We start from the raw sequence: 22,317 nt of genomic DNA on the forward strand, positions 1-22,317 counted from the left end.
GCTTTAGTATGAGTGAATATAAATCTGTTAAGGTTGTAAAAGGTGCCACAGGTTGGGGCGGGCCACTTATTATTACACCAAGCGAAAGTCAAAAATATATAATTTCTGTAACAGGTGGAGGTATCCATAAGATTGCCCAGGAATTAGCTGATCGTACTGGAGCAATTGCAATTGATGGCTTTGAAAAGTCTGTTCCAAAAGAGGAAATTGCAGCAGCTGTTATTAATTGTGGCGGAACGGCAAGGAGCGGAGTATATCCGCGAATGGGAGTTAAAACGATAAATACTTTTAGTAATTCTCCATCTGGACCTTTATTAAAGTTTATTAATGAGGGTAATTTTGTATCTGGAGTGGACGTAAAGAATATAGTAGATCTAGATGAAGATGACGAGATACATGTAGCAGCAAGTGTAGAAGAGGCAACACATAATTCTTTGATGGATAAAAACATAGCAAAACAAGTAAAAGAAGAGGCAAAGGCGAAAGTGGCTGAACAAAAAAGTAGTAATGGCGGCGTAAAGAAAAAGAATCCTATAATGGCTTTCATTGAGATATTAGGAAATAAAGTTGGCAGTGTCGTAAGTATTTTTTTCCAGTCTGGTAGAGATACTATTGAGACGATAATCAAAAACATTTTGCCATTTATGGCGTTCGTAAGTGCCCTAATGGGAATCATTACCTTCACAGGCATTGGTAACTTTATAGCAAACTTAGTGGCTCCAATGACTACTAGTTTAATAGGGATGTTGATTTTATCACTTGTTGCGGCGATACCGATTATATCTCCGTTATTAGCACCTGGTGCTGTAATAGCACAAGTAGTAGGTGTGTTAATTGGAGTGGAGATCGCAAATGGTAATATTCCGCCACAAATGGCGCTGCCGGCTTTATTTGCAATAAACCCTCAGGTAGGGGCTGACTTTTTACCTGTTGGATTGACACTAGGTGAAGCTGAACCAGAAACAGTTGAAGTAGGTGTTCCAGCAGTACTGTTCTCCAGATTAATAACTGGACCTATTGCAGTTGTTATTGCTTACTTTGCTAGCTTTGGTCTATATAGCTAATTCAGATAATTTACAATTGACTAATCGAATTAACCACTTTATAATTACAAATGTAACCACTTGTTACATTTGTAATTTTTATTTTAGGGAGTGAGAATTGTGAGTGAGGAATACTTGAGACTAACTATTATTGAGGTTGGAGAAGAAGCGACTCTGATGTTTGAAGAGGATATCATGATTTTATTTAATGATACAGTTCCTCTTGATTTGAAAGGAATTTCAGTAATTCACGATGCTAAGACTATCAAGAACGAAATAAAATCTGGAGATACAATGGTGATTAACAATGAGGGTTTTCATATTCTTTTTGTCGGAGACAAGGCTAATGAGACGCTCAACGAGCTAGGTCATGCGACATTTAATTTCAATGGAGAATCACATTCAGAGTTGCCGGGTACAATTTGCCTAGAAAAGAAAGCGATACCCAAAATAAAAAAGGGTTCAATAATTACATTCCATAGATAAGATCCTAATACAAACAAGGAGTGGAGAGAATGTTAAACATAAATAGAAAACTAGCAGAACTTGAAAGCAAAGGTTCGTATATAAAGGTAGGACTTGTAGGTGCTGGACAAATGGGAAGAGGGATGATTTCTCAAATTGAAAGTATGAAGGGAATGCGCGTTGTTATTACAGCAGACTTGATAGTAGACAATATTACACATGCTTATGAGCATGCAGGGTTGTCACGTTCTGAAATTGTAACTGCAGACACATTAGAAGAAGCATCAAATGCTGTACAAAATAATAAGGTAGTTGCAACTTCTAATATGAAGCTAGTTACAACTTTGCCAGAGGTAGATGTAGTTGTAGATGCTACTGGAGTACCAAATATAGGAGCAGAAATAGCTTGGGATTCGATTTTAAATAAAAAGCATATTGTCATGTTGAATGTGGAAGCTGATGTGACGGTGGGTCCATTACTTAAGAAAATGGCAGATGCAAGTGGAGTGGTATATACAGGATCTGCGGGTGATGAGCCAGGCGCAATTATGGAATTATATGATTTTGCTGATGCGATAGGGTTTGAAGTGGTTGCTCTTGGAAAAGGAAAAAATAATCCGTTGAATCTAGAGGCAAATCCAGCCACTGCAGAAGAAGAAGCTAAATCTAAGGGGGCATCACCTAAAATGCTTGCCTCATTCCAGGATGGAACAAAAACGATGGTTGAAATGAATGCGGTAGCAAATGCTACTGGATTTTTGCCAGATAAACCAGGAATGCACGGCTTTGAAGGTTCCGTAAATGAATTATCAGGTATTTTTATTGAAAAGGAAAAAGGCGGTAAATTAAATAGAAGAAAAATTGTTGATTATGTAAATGGAATTGCACCTGGGGTTTTTGCCATTATTGCATCAAATAAGGAAGAAGTTAATGCTGAAATGAAATACTTGAAAATGGGTGATGGTCCGAATTATGTTTTATATCGCCCATATCATTTAACTAGTTTAGAAACCCCATTATCTATTGCGAAAGCTTATCTCGATCATGAAGCAACTATTGCACCTTATTTTGGATTACAGGGTGAAACAGTTACAGTTGCTAAGAAGGATTTAGAAGCTGGTGAATTTCTGGATAATATTGGCGGCTTCACTGTATATGGGAAACTATTAATTGCAAAAGAAGCAAAAGAAATGAATGCTTTACCGTTAGGATTAGTAGATCAAAATATTATGTTGAAAAGACCTGTTAAAAAAGGTGAAATTATCACGTATGATATGGTCGATCAAACTAAGGAATCTACTATCTGGAAGCTACGTTCAATTCAGGATAGAGAATTTTAATAACAAAATAGATACTTAGTTGAAAGTTGAAAAAAGTTAATGTTTTGAACTGTATTCACCTAGTTTAACTAGTTTATAAAAACAAATTGTAAAGGAGCGTATGTAGCATGGTAAATGGAGTTAATTTAAACGTCCCGAAAAAAGTAACAGACGAAAAACTACTAAACTTATACAAACAAATGTGGTTAATCCGTTATTTTGATGAAAAAGTAGATGAATTTTTTGCAAAAGGGATGATTCATGGTACGACTCACTTAGCAGTTGGGCAAGAGGCAAGTGCTGCAGGTGTCTGCGCATTGCTAGAATTGAAGGATAAAATTACAAGTACCCATCGTGGACACGGACACTGTATTGCAAAAGGTGCTACGCCGGATAAAATGATGGCAGAGCTATTTGGGCGTACAACCGGATATTGTAAAGGAAAAGGTGGGTCCATGCATATTGCTGATGTTGAAATGGGGAATCTTGGCGCAAACGGAATTGTTGCAGGAGGAATTCCTCTGGCGGTGGGATCAGCCTTAACGGCAAAAATGAAGAATGAAGATTATGTAACCGTTTGCTTCTTTGGGGATGGAGCAACCAACGAGGGGAGCTTCCATGAAGCAGTTAACCTAGCTGCTATATGGGACTTACCGGTAATTTTTGTTTGTGAGAATAACCAATATGGTATGTCTGGATCGGTTAAGGAAATGACGAAAATAGAGAATCTTGCTATTCGTGCGCAGGCATATGGGATTCCTGGGGTTGTCGCAGATGGAAATGATATTGTGGAAATGATGAATGTGACGGATGAGGCTATTAAACGTGCGCGTAACGGTGAGGGACCAACACTAATCGAAGCGAAAACATACCGTTGGAAGGGTCATTCCAAAAGTGATGCGAAGAAATATCGAACTCGAGAAGAGGAACAAGAATGGCGTAAGAAGGACCCTATTAAACGATTTAAGGAAGTATTGCTTGAAGCAGGGATTCTTTCTGAAGATAAGGCTGAGGAAATCCGTTTAGTTAGTAAGAAAGAAATTGAAGATGCAGTTAAATTTGCAGAGGAAAGCCCAATGCCAACAATCGATGACTTATTAACGGATGTTTATGCGTAGGAGGGGACGGCAATGAGAGAGATAACCTATTTAGAAGCAGTACGTGAGGCAATGAGTCAAGAAATGCGAAAAAATGATGATGTATTTATTTTAGGTGAAGATATTGGTGTATATGGTGGAGCATTTGGGGTCACGCGCGGAATGATAGAAGAATTTGGACCAGATCGGGTACGGAACACTCCAATCAGTGAGGCGGGAATCGCTGGAGCAGCAGTTGGTTCTGCCTTAACTGGTATGCGACCTATTTTAGAATTGCAGTTTTCCGATTTTATTACAATTGCGCTTGATCAACTAGTAAATCAAGCAGCAAAAATTCGCTATATGTACGGCGGAAAAGGGAAAGTTCCAATAGTAGTTCGTACACCAAGCGGATCAGGAACAGGGGCGGCTGCTCAGCATTCCCAAAGCTTAGAGGCTTGGGTAGCGCACATCCCAGGGCTTAAGGTTGTCCAACCATCAACAGCTTATGATGCAAAGGGCCTTTTGAAGGCAGCGATGGATGATGATAACCCGGTTATTTTCTATGAGCATAAATTACTTTATAAAACATCTGATGAGGTGCCAGAAGAAGCGTATTCAATTCCATTGGGGAAAGCGGATATTAAGCGTGAAGGGAAAGATGTTACCATCGTTGCCACAGCTATTATGGTACATCGCGCACTAGAGGCAGCAAAGGAGCTTGAGAAAGATGGGATTAGTGTAGAAGTAGTTGATCCACGGACATTAGTACCACTTGATGAAGAAACGATTATCAAATCGGTTTCAAAAACAGGTCGTGTGGTTGTTGTACATGAGGCAGTAAAACGTGGTGGCTATGGCGGAGAAATTGTCAGTATGATTGCTGAAAGCGAGGCATTTGATTATTTGGATGCACCTATTAAACGTCTGGGTGGAGCCCCTTCTCCTGTACCGTATAATCCAGAGTTGGAAAAATCACATGCCCCACAAGTAGCGGATATTATCAGAGCGGTGAAAGAAACACTTAATCACTTGTAAGGGGGGGATTCTTCATGGCAAAAGAGGTTTTTATGCCAAAGCTAAGCAGTACGATGGCAGTAGGAACATTGCTTCAATGGTTTAAAGAGGAAGGTGATACCGTTGAAGTAGGTGAACCGTTATTTGAAATCATGACAGATAAAATTAATATCGAAGTTGAGTCTTATGAAGAAGGTATCTTACTGAAGAAGTATTACCAAGAGGATGATGAAATACCCGTTAATACGGTTATTGGGTATATTGGTGGACTAGAGGAAGTCGTTCCTGAAAGCCCACCACTGGGAAATGAAACGGATCAAGAAATTGCGGACAATCAAGAAGTCAAAACAATTGATGAGAAGCTTCAGTTAAGTGAAGGGGATAGTATAGAGCTGGATAAAATTCGAGCAACACCCTCGGCGAGAAGGATCGCTCGTGAGCATGAAGTAGCACTAAATACCATCCAGGGCACAGGTCCAAAAGGTCGCATTCAAGAACGAGATGTTTTACAAGCGGTAAGTAATAATAAAACATTGGTTACGCCTCTAGCTAATAAAATAGCACAGGAGCATCATCTTGATTTGAACCTGGTAACTGGAACTGGCGCCCAAGGTAAAATTGAAAAACAAGACGTAATTAGTTTTATAGAAGGAAAAGATCAACAGCATACAAATCAAACAAACACTGGAGAACGGGTCAAACTCAAAGGGTTGCGTAAAGCGATTGCTGATAAAATGCTAGCTAGTGTTCGTTCAATTCCACATGTCACGTTAACAAGTGATGTGGATATGAGTAAAGCAATGAATCTGAGAAAATCTTTGCTTCCGGTTGTGGAAAGGCAGACAGGTTATCGACTATCGTATACTGAAATTATCATGAAAACAGTTGCGCAAGTTCTGGAAAACCATCCGAAAATAAATGCCTCCTTAGTAGATAACGAAATCGTAACAAATCACGATGTCAATATTGGATTGGCTGTTGCGCTAGAGAATGGCCTAATAGTACCTTCAATTAAACAGGTAAATAAAAAAGGATTGGCAGAACTAACGAAGGTAAGCAAAGAATTAGGGGAAAAAGCAAGAGCGAACAAGCTAACACCTGATGAAATGAGTGGAAGTACTTTTACGATTAGTAATCTAGGAATGTATGCGATTGATGGGTTTACACCGATTATTAATCCACCAGAAACCGCCATCCTTGGTGTCGGGAGAATAGTAGAAAAGCCAGTCGTAATTGCTGGCTCTGTCGAAGTTCGACCGATGATGGTTCTTAGTCTTTCATTTGATCATCGCGTAATTGATGGTGCTCCAGCTGCAGCGTTTTTAACAGAATTGAAGAATAGCCTAGAAGAACCTTATAGTCTGTTGGTTTAGGGGGAACTACAATATGAAAACAGTGGATTTAGTGATTATAGGTGGTGGCCCTGGTGGTTATGTCGCTGCAATACGAGCCGCTAAACTTGGCTTAACTGTTGCACTAGTTGAAGGGCTGGAACTTGGAGGAACTTGCTTAAATCGAGGGTGTATTCCATCGAAAACATGGTTAAAGCATGCAGAAGTTTTAAACCAAATTAATGAAGCGGAGAACTTTGGAATTAGCGTAGGAGATGTCTCTTTCTCAATCCAGTCAATGGTTAATCGCAAGAATCAAGTGATTAACCAGCTTCAAAATGGAATTAAAGGATTACTTAAACAGAATAAAATCACTGTCTATCAAGGATATGGAACAGTTCATTCTGATAAACGAGTTACTGTTGAATTGAAGGATGGTACAGAAGAAATCCAAGCACAAAAAGTTATCCTAGCAAATGGATCGAAACCGTTCATACCACCCATCAATGGACTTGAGGAAATTACCTATTATACTAGTGATACCATATTTGATATTGAAAATGTGCCTTCTCATCTAGTAATAGTTGGTGGCGGTGTTATTGGATTAGAAATAGCATGTGTATTTAATAGTCTAGGTACCGATGTTGAAATCGTAGAAATGGCAGATCGCCTATTGCCTACGGAAGATATTGATGTATCAAAATTTTTAACTAAGCAGTTCGTGAAGGAAGGAATAACTATTCATACAGGTTCAGCAATAACAGGTGTCAAGCAAGCCCGTAAGACCATTGTTGAAATGGAGAAAAACGGTGAAAAGGTTTCGCTGGAAACGGATAGTGTATTCATTTCTGTTGGACGTATTCCTAATCTAATGGGCATAAAGGATTTACCATTACAATTTAACGGCAAATATGTAAAAGTAGATAAATACATGCAGACATCACTTGAGGGTATTTATGCTATAGGAGATTTAATTGGTGGGTACCAGTTAGCTCATGCTGCAAGTGAAGAAGGAATTCAGGCAGTAAATCATATCCTAGGAAATCCTACGACGAAGAATCTTGCTATGCCACGTTGTATTTATACATTTCCTGAGGTTGCTAGTGTAGGAATGACTGAAGCAGACGCTATAAAAGCAGGATACACCGTACGAACACAAACGGTAGACTTAGCTGGCAACGGAAAAGCAATTGCGGCTCAAGAAAATAACGGATTTGTTAAAGTGATAGCTGATGATAAATATGGCGAAGTACTTGGCGTTGTTATGGTTGGTGCTCATGTAACTGAAATGATAAGTCAAGCAACGTCCTTTATGCACCTTGAGGGCACTGTGGAGGAATTAGAATCCATGATTTTCCCACATCCTACTGTATCAGAAGCGTTGTTTGAAAATGCAGCCGCATGGTTAGGAAAAGGTATTCACTATAGTTAAAAGCAAAATCCGAATGGAAGAAAATCTTCTGTTCGGATTTTTTATGAAGAAAAATATCGCAAAATTATTAATAAACTGTGTGTTTAACTGGTATGATAGTTATGTATTCACTTCAATCACCAATGTAAATCACAGTATTGTACATTAAATGTTCAACTATTTGCGATGAAAACGGATACAAATGGTGTATAATGGGTGTTACAATGAAGATGTCAAGGAGAGATGCAAGTGGTACTAAGTGATCGAAGCAAGAAAATCCTAGATGAATTGACAAGCAATCCTAGTATTACAAGTGTTGCACTTGAGAAGAAATTTGATTTAACTCGTAGGCAGCTAGGTTATACAATGGACAAAATAAATGATTGGCTGATCCGTAATGATCTTCCAATCATTGAACGAACAAGGCAAGGACATTTTGTCATTGATCAAGCTGTTTTTACGAAGCTAAGTGGTAGTCATGAGAATGTCACCACGGATTTAGACAATACAATCCTGAAGGAAGAACAGAGAGCTCAGTTAATTATGATGATGATTCTTAGTTCAGAGGAGGAGTTGTCGCTTAATCATTTTACTTACGAGTTAAATGTAAGTAAAAACACCGTTCTAAATGATTTAAAGCAAGTTCAAGCATATGTAGAAAAATTTGATTTAAGCCTTCGTTATTCTAGAAAGCTAGGTTATCTGATTGAGGGGAAAGAATTTCAAATACGTAATTTGCTCATGAATGTTACGTATCACATGCTACAAATGAATAATGGAGAAAAGAGATTACGGGATATCACTGGCATTCACCAGGAGAAGTTAACAGCGTTCAAACAGCGTGTTGAAGGTGTAGAGAATCAATTGAGTCTGAAGTTCACCGATGAGAAGCTACAAACAATGCCCTATATTTTAATTCTAATTTTAAGAAGGATCCAAAAGGGTTTTATAATAGATAACTTTGCCATTGGTTATGAAGAGCTAGCCAACACGAAGGAATATAAAGCTACTGAGGATCTTTTGCATAACTTAGAAGATATTCCGGTGTCAGAGCGCTTATTTATTACGCTACATTTGCTTACGACAAATGTCTTTTCCTCCGAAATCTCAGCAGAAGAAGTGATACCAGATTTACTACCAGCAATTGATAATGTGTTAAGACATTTTGAAAAAAGTGCTTGTATTTATCTTCAGGACCGGGAGCAGCTCCTGGATAAGCTAATGCAGCATATTAAACCAGCTTATTACCGAATCAAGTATCAGCTTACGGATACCATCCTTTTCCAAGGGTCATTGAGTAAAGAGTTTAAAGAAATACATCATTTAGTTAAACGATCGATTGGCCCATTACGAGAGCTAGTTGGAAAGGATATTCCTGATAATGAAATCGCCTACATTACGATGTTGATTGGGGGATGGATGAATAAACACGGTGAAAGTATTGAGAAGAAGGTAAAAGCCATTGTTGTTTGTCCGCAAGGTGTATCTGTATCTCGGCTGATGTTTAATGAGCTACAAGAGCTTTTTCCAGAGTTTGTGTTTTTAGACTACTTATCAGTAAGGGAGTTTCTGAAGTATCCATTGGATTTCGATGTGATCTTTTCGCCGATTAATCTGGAAACAGATAAGAAACTTTTTGTAACAAAAGTATTTCTCGGGCGGGAAGAAAAATACCGCTTACGGAAGCAAGTGATGCTTGGACTCCACGGCTATGTTCCGGAGGAGATTAATATAAACAAGCTGCTCGAAATCATTAGTAATCATACAACGATTCATGATAAAAAGGCACTCGCTGAAGCGTTAGTGAACTACTTAAATCCGGTGGAGGATAGTCAGTATGTGAAACAAAATTTAGGCGAGTATATTAACCTTAATGAATTGATTAATTTATCGAGCATTACGACAACGGCTTCAGTAGCTTCGTGGGATGATGCGATACGCTTAAGTGCTAAGTCGCTTTTGGATCAGGAGAAAATTGAAGCACGCTATGTGGATGCGATGATTCAGTATTGCGAGAAGGATTCTTATATCGTAATTGCTCCTGGTATTGCCATACCACATGCTGCTCCAGAGGACGGGGCGCTTGAAGTGGGAATGAGTCTTTTGCAAATTAAGGATGGCGTTACGTATTTAAATGATTATCGTATTCATGTCATCATTGCAATTTCTGCAGTCGATAAGCAACAACATATTCACGCTCTGATGCAGTTGATGAACCTAGTTGGTTCAGAGCGCGAGCGAAATAAGTTGATACAGGCCAACTCGCCTGAAGAAATTTATGACATTATTGAACATTATTCTAAGGATCTGAGCTAGTAACTATTGAAAAAAGAAGTGGAGTGACAACAATGAGTAACTTAGTTTTTGATGAGTCTGTCATATTACTAGATGTAGAGGCAACAACAAAGGAAGACGTGCTAGAGACAGTGGCACAGAATCTAGTCGATAAAGGATTAGTGAAGGAAAGTTTTATTCCGGCTATTTTAAAACGAGAGTCTGAGTTTGCGACTGGTTTACCAACAGCAGGTGTGTCTGTAGCGATTCCACATACAGATGTTGAGCATGTCCTACAAAAAACGATAAGTGTTGCAGTCCTGAAAAACCCAGTGGACTTTGTCATTATGGGGGATGATAGTGAAACTACCCCAGTACAGTTAGTGTTTATGCTAGCGATGGATGAAGCACACTCACAGCTAACACTTTTGCAAAAGTTAATGCAAGTTTTTCGTGAGGAAGAGACATTAGCGTATATCGTGAAGCAAACAGACGCTACTCAAATTAAAGAGTTACTGGAGAAAAAACTAGATTTAGTAGCACTTAAAGGAGGTGAAAACTAATGGCGAAAAAGACCGTATTAGTAGCATGTGGAGCTGGTATTGCCACTTCAACTGTTGTAAATAGCGCAATTGAAGAAATGGCGAAGGAGCACAACTTAGATATCAATCTAGTTCAAATCAAAATTGCAGAGGTTAATAGTTATGTAGATACTGCTGACCTTCTTGTGACAACAGCGATGACAAAAACAGAATATCCATTCCCAGTAATTAATGCTAGAACTTTCTTAACTGGAATTGGTGTTGAAGATACAAAGCAACAAATCTTAGAAGAATTGAAAAAATAAGGCGATATCTCGGTTCCGAAAAAGAGCCGAGTTACCATACTAAAGGGGGCAAAACAGAATGCAATCTTTCGTAGATTTTATTCAAGGTTTTTTAGGATTAGGTGCAACCGTAATCCTTCCTGTAGCAATCTTTTTATTAGGTTTATTCTTTGGCCAAAAGCCTGGTAAAGCATTCCGATCTGGTTTAACTATCGGGGTAGCATTTGTTGGTATTTTCTTAGTTATCGATTTGCTAACACTTAACTTAGGACCAGCAGCACAGGGCATGGTTGATCGATTAGGGGTAGAGTTGAATGTTATAGATGTCGGTTGGCCAGCAACGTCTTCCATTGCTTGGGCATCCGTAGTAGCAGCATTTATCATTCCACTAGGGCTAGTAGTGAATGTTGTGATGCTTGTTACGAAAACAACGAAAGTAATGAATGTTGATATTTGGAATTATTGGCACTACACATTTATGGCGGCAGTTATCTACGCTATTTCTGGTAGTATCATTCAAGGTTTAATTGCAGCGGTATTGTTCCAAATCGTTTGTTTGAAAATTGCAGACTGGACAACGCCAATGGTTAGAGATTTCTATGAAATGCCAGGTGTTTCTGTAGCAACTGGTAGTACTGTATCCTACGCACCATTTATTTTCTTAGTAAAAGGGCTACAAAAGGTTCCTGGTTTAAATAAGCTAAATGCTGATCCGGATTCCATCCAAAAGCGTTTTGGTGTATTTGGAGATTCAATGGTAATTGGTTTAATTTTAGGGGCAGCAATTGGAGCACTTGCAGGATATGGTGTTGGTGAAATCATCAATATCGGTATGTCAATGGCTGCGGTAATGATCTTAATGCCACGTATGGTTAAGATTCTAATGGAAGGTTTAATGCCTGTATCAGAATCTGCACGTAATTGGTTGAATAAGAAGTTTGGTGATAGTGATATCACGATTGGTTTGGATGCAGCGGTACTTTTAGGACATCCATCGGTTATTGCTACGGCACTAATTTTAACACCGATTACTGTATTAATCGCAGTAATTTTACCAGGTAATAATGTCTTACCGTTTGGTGACTTAGCAACGATTCCATTCGTAATCGCGTTTATTGTCGGTGCTGCTAAAGGTAACATTGTTCACTCAGTTCTTGTAGGGGCAATTATGATAGCGTTGTCACTGTACATGGCTACTGATATTGCACCAGTATTCACGGAAATGGCAACAACTGCGAAAATTAACCTTCCAGAGGGTTCTGCAATGGTATCAAGTATTGACCAAGGTGGTAACTTAATCAACTGGGTAATCTGGAGAATCTTTGATTTGTTTAACTAAGTAGTATTTCTTAGGGGAATTGAAGTTGGGACGGAATTAAACTATCAAATTCAAGTTTGAATTTACTAGTATTAACACGCTTTTGTCTCAACTTCAATCTTGACCTGATGACCATGAGGAGGATACAGCGATGAAATCATTAGTTAAGACGGAATTAGGATTTGGTAATCTTTTTGTTCAAGATAAACCTGAGCCATCAGTGGGTAAGGGTCAGGTGAAGATTGAAGTTAAATATGCCGGTATTTGTGGTTCGGATATTCATACGTATGAAGGCCACTATAAAGTTGCGGCGCCAGTAACATTAGGACATGAATTCGCGGGAGAAGTAGTAGAGGTTGGTGAGGATGTAACCGAGTTTACAATTGGGGATCGTGTTACATCAGAGACAACGTTCTATATTTGCGGCGAATGTGAATATTGTAAGACACAGGATTACAACCTTTGTAACCATCGAAAAGGATTAGGTACCCAGCAGGATGGTGGTTTTGCCAAGTACTTAATCGCTAGAAAAGAGAGTGTCCATCATCTTCCAGAGCATGTGGACTATCAATCAGCAGCGATGACAGAACCGCTAGCATGTACCCATCATGCGGTAGCTAAAACGGATATTTATGAAGGGGATATCGTGGTAGTCATTGGACCCGGCCCGATTGGATTACTTGCGGCACAGGTTGCGAAAAGCCGCGGAGCAACTGTTATTATCACAGGTTTAACGAATGATAAAGTACGATTAGACAAAGCAAAAGAGGTTGGGATTGACTATACCGTCAATACACAGGAAGCGGATTTGAAGGAATTCGTGAATGAATTAACGAATGGGTATGGTGCAGATGTCGTATTTGAATGCTCAGGTGCGGTGCCAGCTGCAAAGCAGGGATTAGATGTGCTACGTAAAAAAGGACAATACGCACAGGTGGGTCTATTTGCACAGCCAGAGGTTTCCTTTGATCTTGAAAAAATCATTCAAAAGGAAATCCGTGTGGTTGGTAGTAGAAGTCAAAAGCCTGCAGACTGGGAACCATCACTTGCATTGATGAATACAGGTAAGGTTAATGCCAAGGCACTTGTAACGCATATTTTTGATATTACCCAATGGGATGAAGCCTACCAAGTAATTAAGAGCGGTGAGGCAATTAAGGTCTTATTAACACCAATTGATTAATAGTCTTCTAGTCTTATAGGAGGGATAAAGGTGGATAAACAACAATTGATTTCGATGATTGATTATACCTTATTAAGTCCGACGGCAACGAAAACGGATATTAAGGAATTTTGCGAAGAGACGATTGCAAATGGGTTTCAGACGGTTTTTGTGAACCCGTACTATGTTTCCTATGCACATAGTTTACTAGCAGAGCATCAAATAAAGGTTGGTGTCCCAATAGGTTTCTCGCTTGGTGGTGCAACAACCTTTGTGAAGGTAGAAGAGACGAAAGAAGCGATTCGAAATGGCGCAACTGAAATTGATATGCTCATTAATCTAGGGGCTCTGAAGTCTGGTGAGTATGCTGTTGTTAAAGAAGACATTGCGGAAGTCGTAAAGGCGGCTAATGGCTTAACAACTAAGGTCATCATCGAAACTGCCTTGTTAACAGACGAAGAAAAAATAGCCGCAACGGAGTTAATTATCGAAGCTGGTGCAGATTTTGTGAAAACAGCGACTGGTTTTAATGGCGGTGGTGCAACGATTGCTGATGTTAAGCTACTTCGTTCGGTTGCTGGTGCTGAAATTGGTGTTAAAGCAGCTGGCGGCATAAAGACCTATCAGGATGCTGTTAACATTGTGGCAGCTGGTGCAAACCGTATCGGAGCAAGTGGCGCGGTTGCAATTATCAATGGTGATGTATCCACTTCTTCTTATTAAGTGTTACTAGAGTAGAAGAATATTGCAGCTTAAGCGTTACTAGAGTAGAAGAATATTGCAGCATCGAATTTATCCTATGAGGGATTGAGGGTGACAGGAATGATGGATTCATTTTTAGATTTTATGCTTGGGCCATTTCGAGTAATTAGTGCATTTTACTTTGACCATCAATTGATCTTTAACACGATTATTATTGGTCTGGCAGTCTATAAGCTTTATACAAGCACTAAAAATCGGGAAAATAAATCAGCTAGTTAATAGACATAGATGGAAGGGTGATCGTTTTGCAAGCACTTAATTTATACGGAATTCAGGATCTACGTTATGAAGAGACGACCCCAAAGCCTGCGGTTGAGAACGAATTTGATGTCCTTATCAAGGTGAAATCGGTTGGTATCTGTGGTTCTGACACATCTCGGTATAAAAAGCTTGGACCATATGTTGAAGGGATGACATTTGGGCATGAATTTTCTGGTGAGGTAGTTGAAGTTGGCACAAACGTAACCAAGGTAAAAGTAGGAGATCGTGTGGCTGGATGTCCTGCTTTTGTTTGTGGAGAATGTGAGAGCTGCCAAAAGGGTGAGCCTGCTCGATGTGAAAAGCTGTCTGTTATAGGCGCTTATCGTCCTGGAGCATATGCCGAATATACCGTTCTTCCGGAAACCCATGTGATTCCATTACCGGATAATGTAGATTATGATACGGCAGCATTGGTTGAGCCTTCAGCTGTGGTGGCGCATGGTTTTTACCGTACAAGTATACAGCCCGGAGCTGAGGTTGCGATTATGGGGGTAGGTAGCATTGGCTTACTTGCCGTTCAATGGGCGAAAATTTTCGGGGCGAAACGAGTGTATGCAATTGATATTGATGATAAAAAGCTGGCGATTGCCAAAGAGCTTGGTGCAGATGTCGTTATTAATTCCTTAAAGCGACCAGCACATGAGCAATTATTAGACTATACCAATGGTAAGGGTGTAGATCTTGCGGTGGAGTCAGCTGGATCGCCAATCACATCGGCACAAGTATTTGCCTTGCCGCGTAAAGGTGGCGAAATTGTATTTATGGGTATCCCGTATGCGGATATTACGATTGAACGCTTTTATTTTGAAAAGATTGTTCGAAATGAACTAAAAGTTTATGGTTCATGGAATGCCATTTCTTCTCCATTTCCGGGGAAAGAGTGGAGTTCGACAGTTCATTATATGAGCACAGGGCAAATTAAGTCAGAACCAATGATTTCGCACCGACTTTCCTTAAGTGAGGGTCCGGATGTGTTTCAAAAAATAACGAATCGTGAAATGGATTCGGTGAAAGTTGTCTTTCATCCTGGGGAGTAAATGATGGTGAGTCACTACATTTCATTGCTGTTTTTGTATGAATCATAGCCTACTTGGGAATATAAGAAATATGTATAATTTTTTATATGGATTCGTACAATAAACTAGTTAACGAAGAGAGGTAGTGTCTCATGAAACCAATTGAAGTTGGAGAAGTTTTTACTATTAGTGATGAAAATGATGATGAACAAGATGTTGAGGTGTTAGCTTCCATTACCTTGGAGGGCGCAGAGTACATTGCCGTTGCTTTCGCAGAGGATGTGCAGGAGGATACAGAAGAAGATATTGATATTTTCTTTTTAAAAGTCGATTCAGATGGAGATTTAGCTTTCATCGAGAGCGATGATGAATTTGATAAAGTATCCGCTGCGTTTGATGAGATTTTGGACGGGGAATAATGAATGGATTAGGAACACCGCGAGGACTGTAAATATCCTCGGGTGTTTTCTATATGCCAAATTCACTTTTTAAATAAGCATCTAATATTTCCAATGTTCTTTTAGAAAGGAAAAGTACCAACGAATAGTGTAAATTTCCCTGGAAATACTAATTAAATAGTTCTACCTTTACTAAAGACATGGATAATCAAAACCATGTCTTTTTACTTGATTATGCATCGGGTAATCCTATTCCTAATCCAATTTTCCTACTACTATAACCTACCTGATGACAACAACTAATTTAATTTTGTCAAGGAGTGCTTTGACAAATACGTATTTAGATTAGATTGCTCATAAACATGAAAGCGCTGTATTATTTAATTGTAGAACTAATAGATTATAATCATGATAGGAGAGTGAAGATGATGGCAGAAAGCAAAGGAATCCGAGCGAAAGTTCAACGTTTCGGAAGTTACTTAAGTGGTATGATCATGCCAAACATCGGTGCGTTTATAGCGTGGGGTATTATTACAGCATTGTTTATTCCAGATGGATGGTGGCCAAATGAAGATTTAGCAGCATTGGTAGATCCGATGATAAAATACTTACTACCATTACTAATTGGATTTAGTGGTGGACGTATGGTCTATGACATTCGTGGTGGGGTAGTTGGTGCTATTGCCACAATGGGTGTTATTGTTGGGTCAGATATCCCAATGTTCTTGGGGGCAATGTTAATAGGACCATTAGCTGGGTATTGCATTAAGCAAATCGATAGACTGTTCCTAGATAAAATTGGATCTGGTTTTGAAATGCTTTATAATAACTTCTCATCTGGTATCTTAGGTGCGATTTTAGCAGGTATTGCTGTTAAAATTATTGGACCAGTTGTGGAAGGGCTTAACAATGTATTAGCTTCAGGTGTTGACTTTATTATTAATGCAGGACTATTACCACTTGCCAATATTATTATTGAGCCAGCAAAGGTATTATTCTTGAACAACGCGATTAACCATGGTATTTTAAGCCCAATAGGGGTTGAACAGGCTTCAGAAAGTGGAAAATCTGTTCTATTCTTACTAGAAGCAAACCCTGGGGTTGGTCTTGGTATTCTACTTGCGTTTATTGTATTCGGAAAAGGCGCTGCGAAAAGCTCTGCTTCTGGTGCGGCGGTTATCCAATTCTTAGGTGGTATACATGAGATTTACTTCCCGTATATTCTAATGAAGCCTATGCTTATACTAGCAGCAATTGCTGGTGGCGTAAGTGGTGTGTTTACCTTAACATTATTCGATGCAGGGCTACGTGCTCCAGCATCACCAGGTAGTATCTTCGCTGTATTGGCGATGACTGCACAAGATAGTTATATCGGTGTTATCTTAGCTGTTATCGTATCAGCAGCCGTAACATTTGCGATTGCTTCAGTTATTTTAAAAACAGATAAGTCAAAAGCAGATGATTTAAGTGACGCAACTGCGAAAATGGAAGAATTAAAAGGTAAGAAGAGCTCAATAGCGGGTTCTCTAAACAAATCTGATGCAGAATCAGAAACAGCAACAACGGTTAAAACGGATGTTCATAAAGTTATCTTTGCATGTGATGCTGGTATGGGATCAAGTGCAATGGGTGCTTCCATCCTTAAGAATAAATTCAAACAAGCGAATATCGATGTCTTTGTTAAAAATAGTGCAATTAACGAATTGCCAAGTGATGCCGATATCGTTATTACTCAAAAAGAATTAACGGAGCGTGCGAAGGCGAAGCTTCCGGGTGCAGAACATATTTCTGTTGAGAACTTCTTGAATAGCCCGAAATACGAAGAACTTGTTGAACGACTAAAGAAATAAGGGTTTAAAACACAATTGGAAGGAGGTGAACAGCTTGTATATTTCTAGTCGAGAGCGGAAGATAATTGAATTGCTAGTGCAGGTTGACGGTGACATACCAGTAAGGGATATAGCCAAAACACTTGATGTAAGTGAACGGACGATTCATCGGGATATGAAAAATGTAGCCGAAATCGTTTCGAATTTCGATCTTAGCTTAAGCAAGCAATCGGGAGTTGGCCATCGTCTTATCGGTACGAACCAAGCGAAGCATGATTTGAAAACAGCAATTTCAACGCTATCCTCTTCTGAATTTACATCAGAAGAGCGTCAAGCCATTATTTTATCAACACTACTCGAGGCGAAAGAACCAACTAAGCTGTTCACCTTAGCCAATGAATTAGACGTGAGCTTAGCAACTATTAGTAACGATTTAGATCAATTAGAGACCGATATGGAAGCATTTAATCTGCAACTAATTCGTAAGCGTGGCTATGGCGTAGAGATTAACGGCGAAGAGATAAAAAAACGTGCGGCGCTAAGTCAGCTTATTACGAAATATGTTGAACCGTTTAAATTTGTTGCCTTACGCAATAAAGAAAATCGTTCCACTTTGGATTCTCCATCTGAAATGATTTCACGACGGTTATTGGAATCAGTTGATATGAAAAAGCTTTTTGTCATTCAAAATGTAGTGGAAAAAGCACGTAGAGAGTTGCCACATGAGCTCGCTGATAATTCCTATATAGGACTGGTTGTTCATCTTGCACTTGCGATGGAGCGACTTCAAAAGGGAGAGACCATTTCCTTTGACCCAGATTATTTGAATCAACTAAGTGGGACGAAAGAATATGAAATCGCTAGTCGCATTATTCACGATTTACACCTAGCATTGATGCTGGATATTCCAGAGGATGAGATTGGGTATATTACCATGCATTTAATGGGTGCAAAATTACAGCTCAGTGAGCATTTTTTTATTGAAGATTCCAGTATGGATATGGCTGTCAAAGCAACAGAATTGATTCAATTTGTCAGTAGCCATTTAGAGGTTGATTTAACCCATCAAGGTTCCTTGTTGAATGATTTAGTTGCTCATTTAAGACCGACTGTCTACCGTTTAAAACAAGGAATGCCTATAAAAAATCCAATGCTTGATGTAATTAAGGATGACTACCAAGAACTATTTGATTTAATTGGACAAGGTGTCCATACTATATTTACAGATTTAAAATTCCCAGATGCTGAAATCGGCTATCTGGTTTTGCACTTTGCGGCGGCTTTATTAAACAAAAAGGATATTTGGATCAATGCACTTGTCATCTGTTCAAGTGGGATTGGGACTGCCAAAATGTTAGCATCAAAGCTATTACAAAAGTTTCCGGAAATTAAACAAGTGGAAAATAAGTCTATGTTCGATGTACCAGAGCTTGATTTGAATAATTATGACATGATAGTTTCAACAATCCCGTTATCTGGTATGGATGGGGAATACATATTGACCTCCCCGATGTTGAGTGATGCCGACATTCATCGGATTAAAAAGATGATTCGGAAGAGAAAGCTCCAGACTCGAGCCAAAGCATTACAGACACAATCAGCTGGAAATGTGGCATTAGAACAGAATGATTTTATTCATAATCTGAAAGCAACACAAGCCTATGCTAAAATTATCTTAGAGCTGCTAGAGCTTTTCGCTGTGTATGAATTGCCTGAAAAGAAATCGATGGAAGTTCTATTGCATGAAACATGTGAAAAGTTAGAGAAGACTCATGTCATCCAAGATAAGGAACAAGTAATAGAGAAATTAGTGAAGCGAGAGCAGCAGAGTGGTCTTGGCATTCCGTCCACCTCGATTGTGTTCTATCACACACGGTCAGCAGCAGTTCTGAAGCCGGTAATTCAGGTTTATACATTAAAAACCCCTCTGGTGATAACGGGAATGGATCAAAAGGATATGGTCGCAAGTACTATATTACTGATGTTAGCACCAGATAATACAAGTAATGAGGTACTCGAAATTCTTAGCTTTATTAGCAACTTGTTTATTCAACGGGAAGAAAGTGCAAGAGTTTTTGAAACAGGGAATGAGGGAAGAATACGAGAATTCCTTACCGAGCAATTTCAGCAGTTCATGAAGGGAAAAAATCTATTTTAAGGAGTGCATCTAGAATGACTAAAGAAGTATTGACAAAAGAAAATATCCATTTAAATGTAGCAGTAAACTCAAAAGAGGAAGCTATTCGTTATACCGGTGAGATTCTAGTGAAAAATGGTTATGTCCAAGCAGATTATGTAGAAAAAATGCTAGAAAGAGAAGCGTTATCCACGACATATATGGGTAATTTCGTTTCCATTCCACATGGTACAGAAGATGCGAAGAAAGAAATTATTGAAACAGGTATTTCTGTCGTAACAGTACCTGGCGGTGTTGATTTTGGTTCTGGGAATGTGACAAAAGTACTAATCGGTATTGCTGGTAAGGGGGATGAGCATCTAGAAGTATTATCTAAGATAGCCATTGTTCTTTCTGACGAAGCGAATATTGACAAGATACTAGCAGCACAATCCGAGGAAGAAATCATTTCTATTTTCAGTGAGGTGAACTAAATGTTAGCCGTACACTTTGGAGCTGGGAATATTGGTCGTGGATTCATTGGTGCGCTTTTGTATCAATCAAATTTCCATACAACATTTGTTGATGTGAATGAACGTGTAATTGATGAAATTAATGAGAAGCAGCAATACAAAGTAGTGCTAGCAGATGAAACAAAGGAAACACTTACTGTAAGCAATATTTCAGGTATTAATAGTGTGAAAAACCCAGAAAACGTTATCGATGCAATTGCCAAGGCAGATCTTGTAACGACAGCAGTAGGACCAACTATTTTACCACTAATTTCAGAGCTTATTGCTAAAGGCTTACAAAAAAGGTTGGCAGTAAATCCTACGCCACTTAATCTGATTGCTTGTGAAAACATGGTTGGTGGTAGTGACCTGTTAAAAGAGAAGGTATATGCCCATTTAACTGAGGCTGAAATCGCTAATGTGGAGAAGCTATTTGGCTTTCCAAATGCAGCAGTAGATCGTATTGTACCAAACCAAGTTAACACGGATCTTTTAGAAGTAACGGTGGAGCCGTATTATGAATGGGTTGTGGACGAGTCCAGCATGAAGGGGGATATTCCGCAAATTACCGGAATAACCTATGTGCAAGATCTGAAGCCATATATTGAGCGGAAGCTATTTACGGTTAATACTGGTCATGCTGTCCCGGCATATCTTGGTCATTTAATGGGATATCGTACAATTTATGATGCGATGAAGGATGAAACCATACAGCAAGTGTTAGCGGATGCTTTAATGGAATCTGGGGAAGCAATTATCCAGACATATCATTTTGATAGACAAGAGCATATTGCCTATATTCATAAAATCATTTCTCGTTTCCAAAATCCTCATATTTCGGATGAGGTTACACGTGTTGGAAGAGGGCCGATTCGAAAGCTTGGTCCAAATGATCGTTTGATTCGACCTGCGACAATGTATATGGATATCTCTGGTAACCGTCCGACAAATCTTGCGAAGGTAATTGCAGCTGCTTTAGTCTATACTAACGCAGAGGACCAAGAGGCGGTTCAGCTACAAAGCATGATTACCGAACAAGGTGTTGAGAAAACCTTGCAGGAAGTATCGGGCCTCAGCGCAGACCATCCATTAATTCCGATCATTTTGACGGAGTTGGATAAACTAGATGCACAGAAATAGTTAACCGAACAACGAAATATAGTTGTGAAGGAGACGTTTCCCTGCGAGTTAAATTTTTTAGTATGTAACATTTCAGATGACTAGAATATAAGTGGAATAACAAGGTAAAAAACAGAGTAGTGTACTAACTCAGTGTGAAGTATATTCACAGAGTGAATTTTGTCCATGAACTATTGTATTTTATCGTGTTTATTCCTCCTTATGTCCTAGTCTTTTTTCTATACGAATACTATAAAATGTGATTAGCTGTAAGAGTTAATATACTACAATTTCATAAGAAAAATATTTTTTAAAAAACTATCCTCTTTTTCTTGAAAATGTTGTATGATAAATCTTAGATTTTAACGAATTTATGGGGACATCGGGTGAATGTAAGAATGAACAGTGCTGAATTCGATTCAAATGGTATTGATCCAGAAATGATCGAGGTTATACATCAACTAGGGGAGTTGCGGGACCTAGCATTAGAAAACTATATTAGTGAGCTAATCAAGCGTTCTGATTCGGTTAAATTTGCCACCAGGATACTGCATTATCTGGACATGATTAATGAGCAAAGTACGCGTTTATCAGACAAGAGCAAGAAAGCGAATGCTGAAATGATTGCGGAACTACTAGAAAACTTGCAGAAAAAGTATCTTTCTCCAATGGAAAGACGATTTATCTATGCTGAAATCTCAGATATAACGAGAAGTATGGATTCATTAAGGCAACTTTGGCTGCAAAAGTCTTTAAAAGGATTAAAGTATGTCGGTGCTGCTGGCGCTGTTGTAGCTGCGGCATTGTTTTTTCAAAAAAGAAAATAACGATATCAAACCACTTTGCTGTTGGGAAGTGGTTTTTCTTATGTCTTTTTTTGTACCAATTACGTACTTCGTACAGACTCTACTAAATGGTGAGAATCTACCTAAATGGTGGTGGAGTACTAGATAGGTACTAATTCCCATGCAATTTTTTCAAGATATTGTCGCTCATTGTATCATTTGCTAGAAAGTGTAGTTCATTAGAAGTATATTTGTCAGAATAGATTGACAATTAGAC

General features: G+C 38.9%; 21 protein-coding genes. All 21 read left to right on the forward strand.

Annotated features, from left to right (window positions below; translation table 11 throughout):
• The first annotated feature begins 8 nt into the window (after positions 1-8).
• The 21 genes from srlE (at position 9) to JF53_RS16725 (ending at position 22,082) form a co-directional block, all read left to right on the forward strand.
• Positions 9-1,064 (forward strand): PTS glucitol/sorbitol transporter subunit IIB, encoded by a 1,056-nt coding sequence (gene srlE, locus JF53_RS16630; protein WP_047982678.1) that lies wholly within the window; start codon positions 9-11, stop codon positions 1,062-1,064.
• A gap of 99 nt (positions 1,065-1,163) precedes the next feature.
• Positions 1,164-1,529, forward strand: coding sequence for a PTS glucitol/sorbitol transporter subunit IIA (locus JF53_RS16635; protein WP_236686969.1), 366 nt, complete (start codon positions 1,164-1,166; stop codon positions 1,527-1,529).
• 29 nt (positions 1,530-1,558) lie between these two features.
• Entirely contained in the window at positions 1,559-2,848 is a 1,290-nt protein-coding gene (locus tag JF53_RS16640; RefSeq protein ID WP_047982679.1) for an NAD(P)H-dependent oxidoreductase, read from the forward strand.
• Positions 2,849-2,955: 107 nt separating this feature from the next.
• Positions 2,956-3,945: a thiamine pyrophosphate-dependent dehydrogenase E1 component subunit alpha gene (locus JF53_RS16645; RefSeq protein WP_047982680.1), complete on the forward strand. Its 990-nt coding sequence runs from the start codon at positions 2,956-2,958 to the stop codon at positions 3,943-3,945.
• A gap of 12 nt (positions 3,946-3,957) precedes the next feature.
• Positions 3,958-4,941 carry an alpha-ketoacid dehydrogenase subunit beta gene (locus tag JF53_RS16650; RefSeq protein ID WP_047982681.1) on the forward strand — a complete coding sequence of 328 codons (984 nt, stop codon included), beginning with the start codon at positions 3,958-3,960 and terminating at the stop codon, positions 4,939-4,941.
• A 14-nt stretch (positions 4,942-4,955) separates the two neighbouring features.
• Complete coding sequence (locus JF53_RS16655) at positions 4,956-6,293, forward strand: dihydrolipoamide acetyltransferase family protein (RefSeq protein ID WP_047982682.1); 1,338 nt, start codon at positions 4,956-4,958, stop codon at positions 6,291-6,293.
• A gap of 13 nt (positions 6,294-6,306) precedes the next feature.
• Entirely contained in the window at positions 6,307-7,683 is a 1,377-nt protein-coding gene (gene lpdA, locus JF53_RS16660) for a dihydrolipoyl dehydrogenase (protein ID WP_047982683.1), read from the forward strand.
• Positions 7,684-7,911: 228 nt separating this feature from the next.
• Complete coding sequence (locus JF53_RS16665; protein ID WP_047982684.1) at positions 7,912-9,978, forward strand: BglG family transcription antiterminator; 2,067 nt, start codon at positions 7,912-7,914, stop codon at positions 9,976-9,978.
• A gap of 32 nt (positions 9,979-10,010) precedes the next feature.
• On the forward strand, positions 10,011-10,499 hold the full coding sequence (locus JF53_RS16670) for a PTS sugar transporter subunit IIA (RefSeq protein WP_047982685.1): 489 nt from the start codon (positions 10,011-10,013) through the stop codon (positions 10,497-10,499).
• Positions 10,499-10,783 carry a PTS sugar transporter subunit IIB gene (locus JF53_RS16675; protein ID WP_047982686.1) on the forward strand — a complete coding sequence of 95 codons (285 nt, stop codon included), beginning with the start codon at positions 10,499-10,501 and terminating at the stop codon, positions 10,781-10,783. Before JF53_RS16670 ends, JF53_RS16675 begins: the two co-directional genes overlap by 1 nt.
• Before the next feature lie 58 nt (positions 10,784-10,841).
• The gene (locus tag JF53_RS16680; RefSeq protein ID WP_047982687.1) at positions 10,842-12,101 is read left to right on the forward strand and encodes a galactitol-specific PTS transporter subunit IIC; all 1,260 of its coding nucleotides are present in this window, start codon (positions 10,842-10,844) and stop codon (positions 12,099-12,101) included.
• A 130-nt stretch (positions 12,102-12,231) separates the two neighbouring features.
• Entirely contained in the window at positions 12,232-13,263 is a 1,032-nt protein-coding gene (locus JF53_RS16685) for a zinc-binding dehydrogenase (protein ID WP_047982688.1), read from the forward strand.
• A gap of 30 nt (positions 13,264-13,293) precedes the next feature.
• The gene (gene deoC, locus JF53_RS16690) at positions 13,294-13,965 is read left to right on the forward strand and encodes a deoxyribose-phosphate aldolase (RefSeq protein ID WP_047982689.1); all 672 of its coding nucleotides are present in this window, start codon (positions 13,294-13,296) and stop codon (positions 13,963-13,965) included.
• Positions 13,966-14,064: 99 nt separating this feature from the next.
• On the forward strand, positions 14,065-14,223 hold the full coding sequence (locus tag JF53_RS17730) for a hypothetical protein (RefSeq protein WP_169750796.1): 159 nt from the start codon (positions 14,065-14,067) through the stop codon (positions 14,221-14,223).
• A 26-nt stretch (positions 14,224-14,249) separates the two neighbouring features.
• On the forward strand, positions 14,250-15,302 hold the full coding sequence (locus JF53_RS16695) for a galactitol-1-phosphate 5-dehydrogenase (RefSeq protein WP_047982690.1): 1,053 nt from the start codon (positions 14,250-14,252) through the stop codon (positions 15,300-15,302).
• Positions 15,303-15,433: 131 nt separating this feature from the next.
• Complete coding sequence (locus tag JF53_RS16700; RefSeq protein WP_047982691.1) at positions 15,434-15,700, forward strand: DUF1292 domain-containing protein; 267 nt, start codon at positions 15,434-15,436, stop codon at positions 15,698-15,700.
• A 407-nt stretch (positions 15,701-16,107) separates the two neighbouring features.
• Positions 16,108-17,529, forward strand: coding sequence for a PTS mannitol transporter subunit IICB (locus JF53_RS16705; RefSeq protein ID WP_047982769.1), 1,422 nt, complete (start codon positions 16,108-16,110; stop codon positions 17,527-17,529).
• Positions 17,530-17,563: 34 nt separating this feature from the next.
• On the forward strand, positions 17,564-19,666 hold the full coding sequence (locus JF53_RS16710; RefSeq protein ID WP_047982692.1) for a BglG family transcription antiterminator: 2,103 nt from the start codon (positions 17,564-17,566) through the stop codon (positions 19,664-19,666).
• Between the two features lie 14 nt (positions 19,667-19,680).
• Entirely contained in the window at positions 19,681-20,118 is a 438-nt protein-coding gene (locus JF53_RS16715) for a PTS sugar transporter subunit IIA (RefSeq protein ID WP_047982693.1), read from the forward strand.
• A complete protein-coding gene (locus JF53_RS16720; protein ID WP_047982694.1) occupies positions 20,119-21,276 on the forward strand; it encodes a mannitol-1-phosphate 5-dehydrogenase in 1,158 nt (385 codons plus the stop codon).
• Between the two features lie 365 nt (positions 21,277-21,641).
• The gene (locus JF53_RS16725) at positions 21,642-22,082 is read left to right on the forward strand and encodes a hypothetical protein (protein WP_157052558.1); all 441 of its coding nucleotides are present in this window, start codon (positions 21,642-21,644) and stop codon (positions 22,080-22,082) included.
• The last annotated feature ends 235 nt before the right edge of the window (positions 22,083-22,317 follow it).

The sequence above is a fragment of the Ornithinibacillus contaminans genome, from assembly GCF_001038425.2.
Taxonomy (GTDB): domain Bacteria; phylum Bacillota; class Bacilli; order Bacillales; family Amphibacillaceae; genus Ornithinibacillus; species Ornithinibacillus contaminans.

Coding starts and splice junctions, on each gene's coding strand:
- JF53_RS16670 (WP_047982685.1), top strand. CDS start 10,011: ATGAGTAACTTAGTTTTTGATGAGTCTGTCATATTACTAGATGTAGAG.
- JF53_RS16720 (WP_047982694.1), top strand. CDS start 20,119: ATGTTAGCCGTACACTTTGGAGCTGGGAATATTGGTCGTGGATTCATT.
- lpdA (WP_047982683.1), top strand. CDS start 6,307: ATGAAAACAGTGGATTTAGTGATTATAGGTGGTGGCCCTGGTGGTTAT.
- JF53_RS16675 (WP_047982686.1), top strand. CDS start 10,499: ATGGCGAAAAAGACCGTATTAGTAGCATGTGGAGCTGGTATTGCCACT.
- JF53_RS17730 (WP_169750796.1), top strand. CDS start 14,065: ATGATGGATTCATTTTTAGATTTTATGCTTGGGCCATTTCGAGTAATT.
- JF53_RS16715 (WP_047982693.1), top strand. CDS start 19,681: ATGACTAAAGAAGTATTGACAAAAGAAAATATCCATTTAAATGTAGCA.
- JF53_RS16680 (WP_047982687.1), top strand. CDS start 10,842: ATGCAATCTTTCGTAGATTTTATTCAAGGTTTTTTAGGATTAGGTGCA.
- JF53_RS16640 (WP_047982679.1), top strand. CDS start 1,559: ATGTTAAACATAAATAGAAAACTAGCAGAACTTGAAAGCAAAGGTTCG.
- JF53_RS16650 (WP_047982681.1), top strand. CDS start 3,958: ATGAGAGAGATAACCTATTTAGAAGCAGTACGTGAGGCAATGAGTCAA.
- srlE (WP_047982678.1), top strand. CDS start 9: ATGAGTGAATATAAATCTGTTAAGGTTGTAAAAGGTGCCACAGGTTGG.
- JF53_RS16655 (WP_047982682.1), top strand. CDS start 4,956: ATGGCAAAAGAGGTTTTTATGCCAAAGCTAAGCAGTACGATGGCAGTA.
- JF53_RS16645 (WP_047982680.1), top strand. CDS start 2,956: ATGGTAAATGGAGTTAATTTAAACGTCCCGAAAAAAGTAACAGACGAA.
- JF53_RS16705 (WP_047982769.1), top strand. CDS start 16,108: ATGGCAGAAAGCAAAGGAATCCGAGCGAAAGTTCAACGTTTCGGAAGT.
- JF53_RS16700 (WP_047982691.1), top strand. CDS start 15,434: ATGAAACCAATTGAAGTTGGAGAAGTTTTTACTATTAGTGATGAAAAT.
- JF53_RS16685 (WP_047982688.1), top strand. CDS start 12,232: ATGAAATCATTAGTTAAGACGGAATTAGGATTTGGTAATCTTTTTGTT.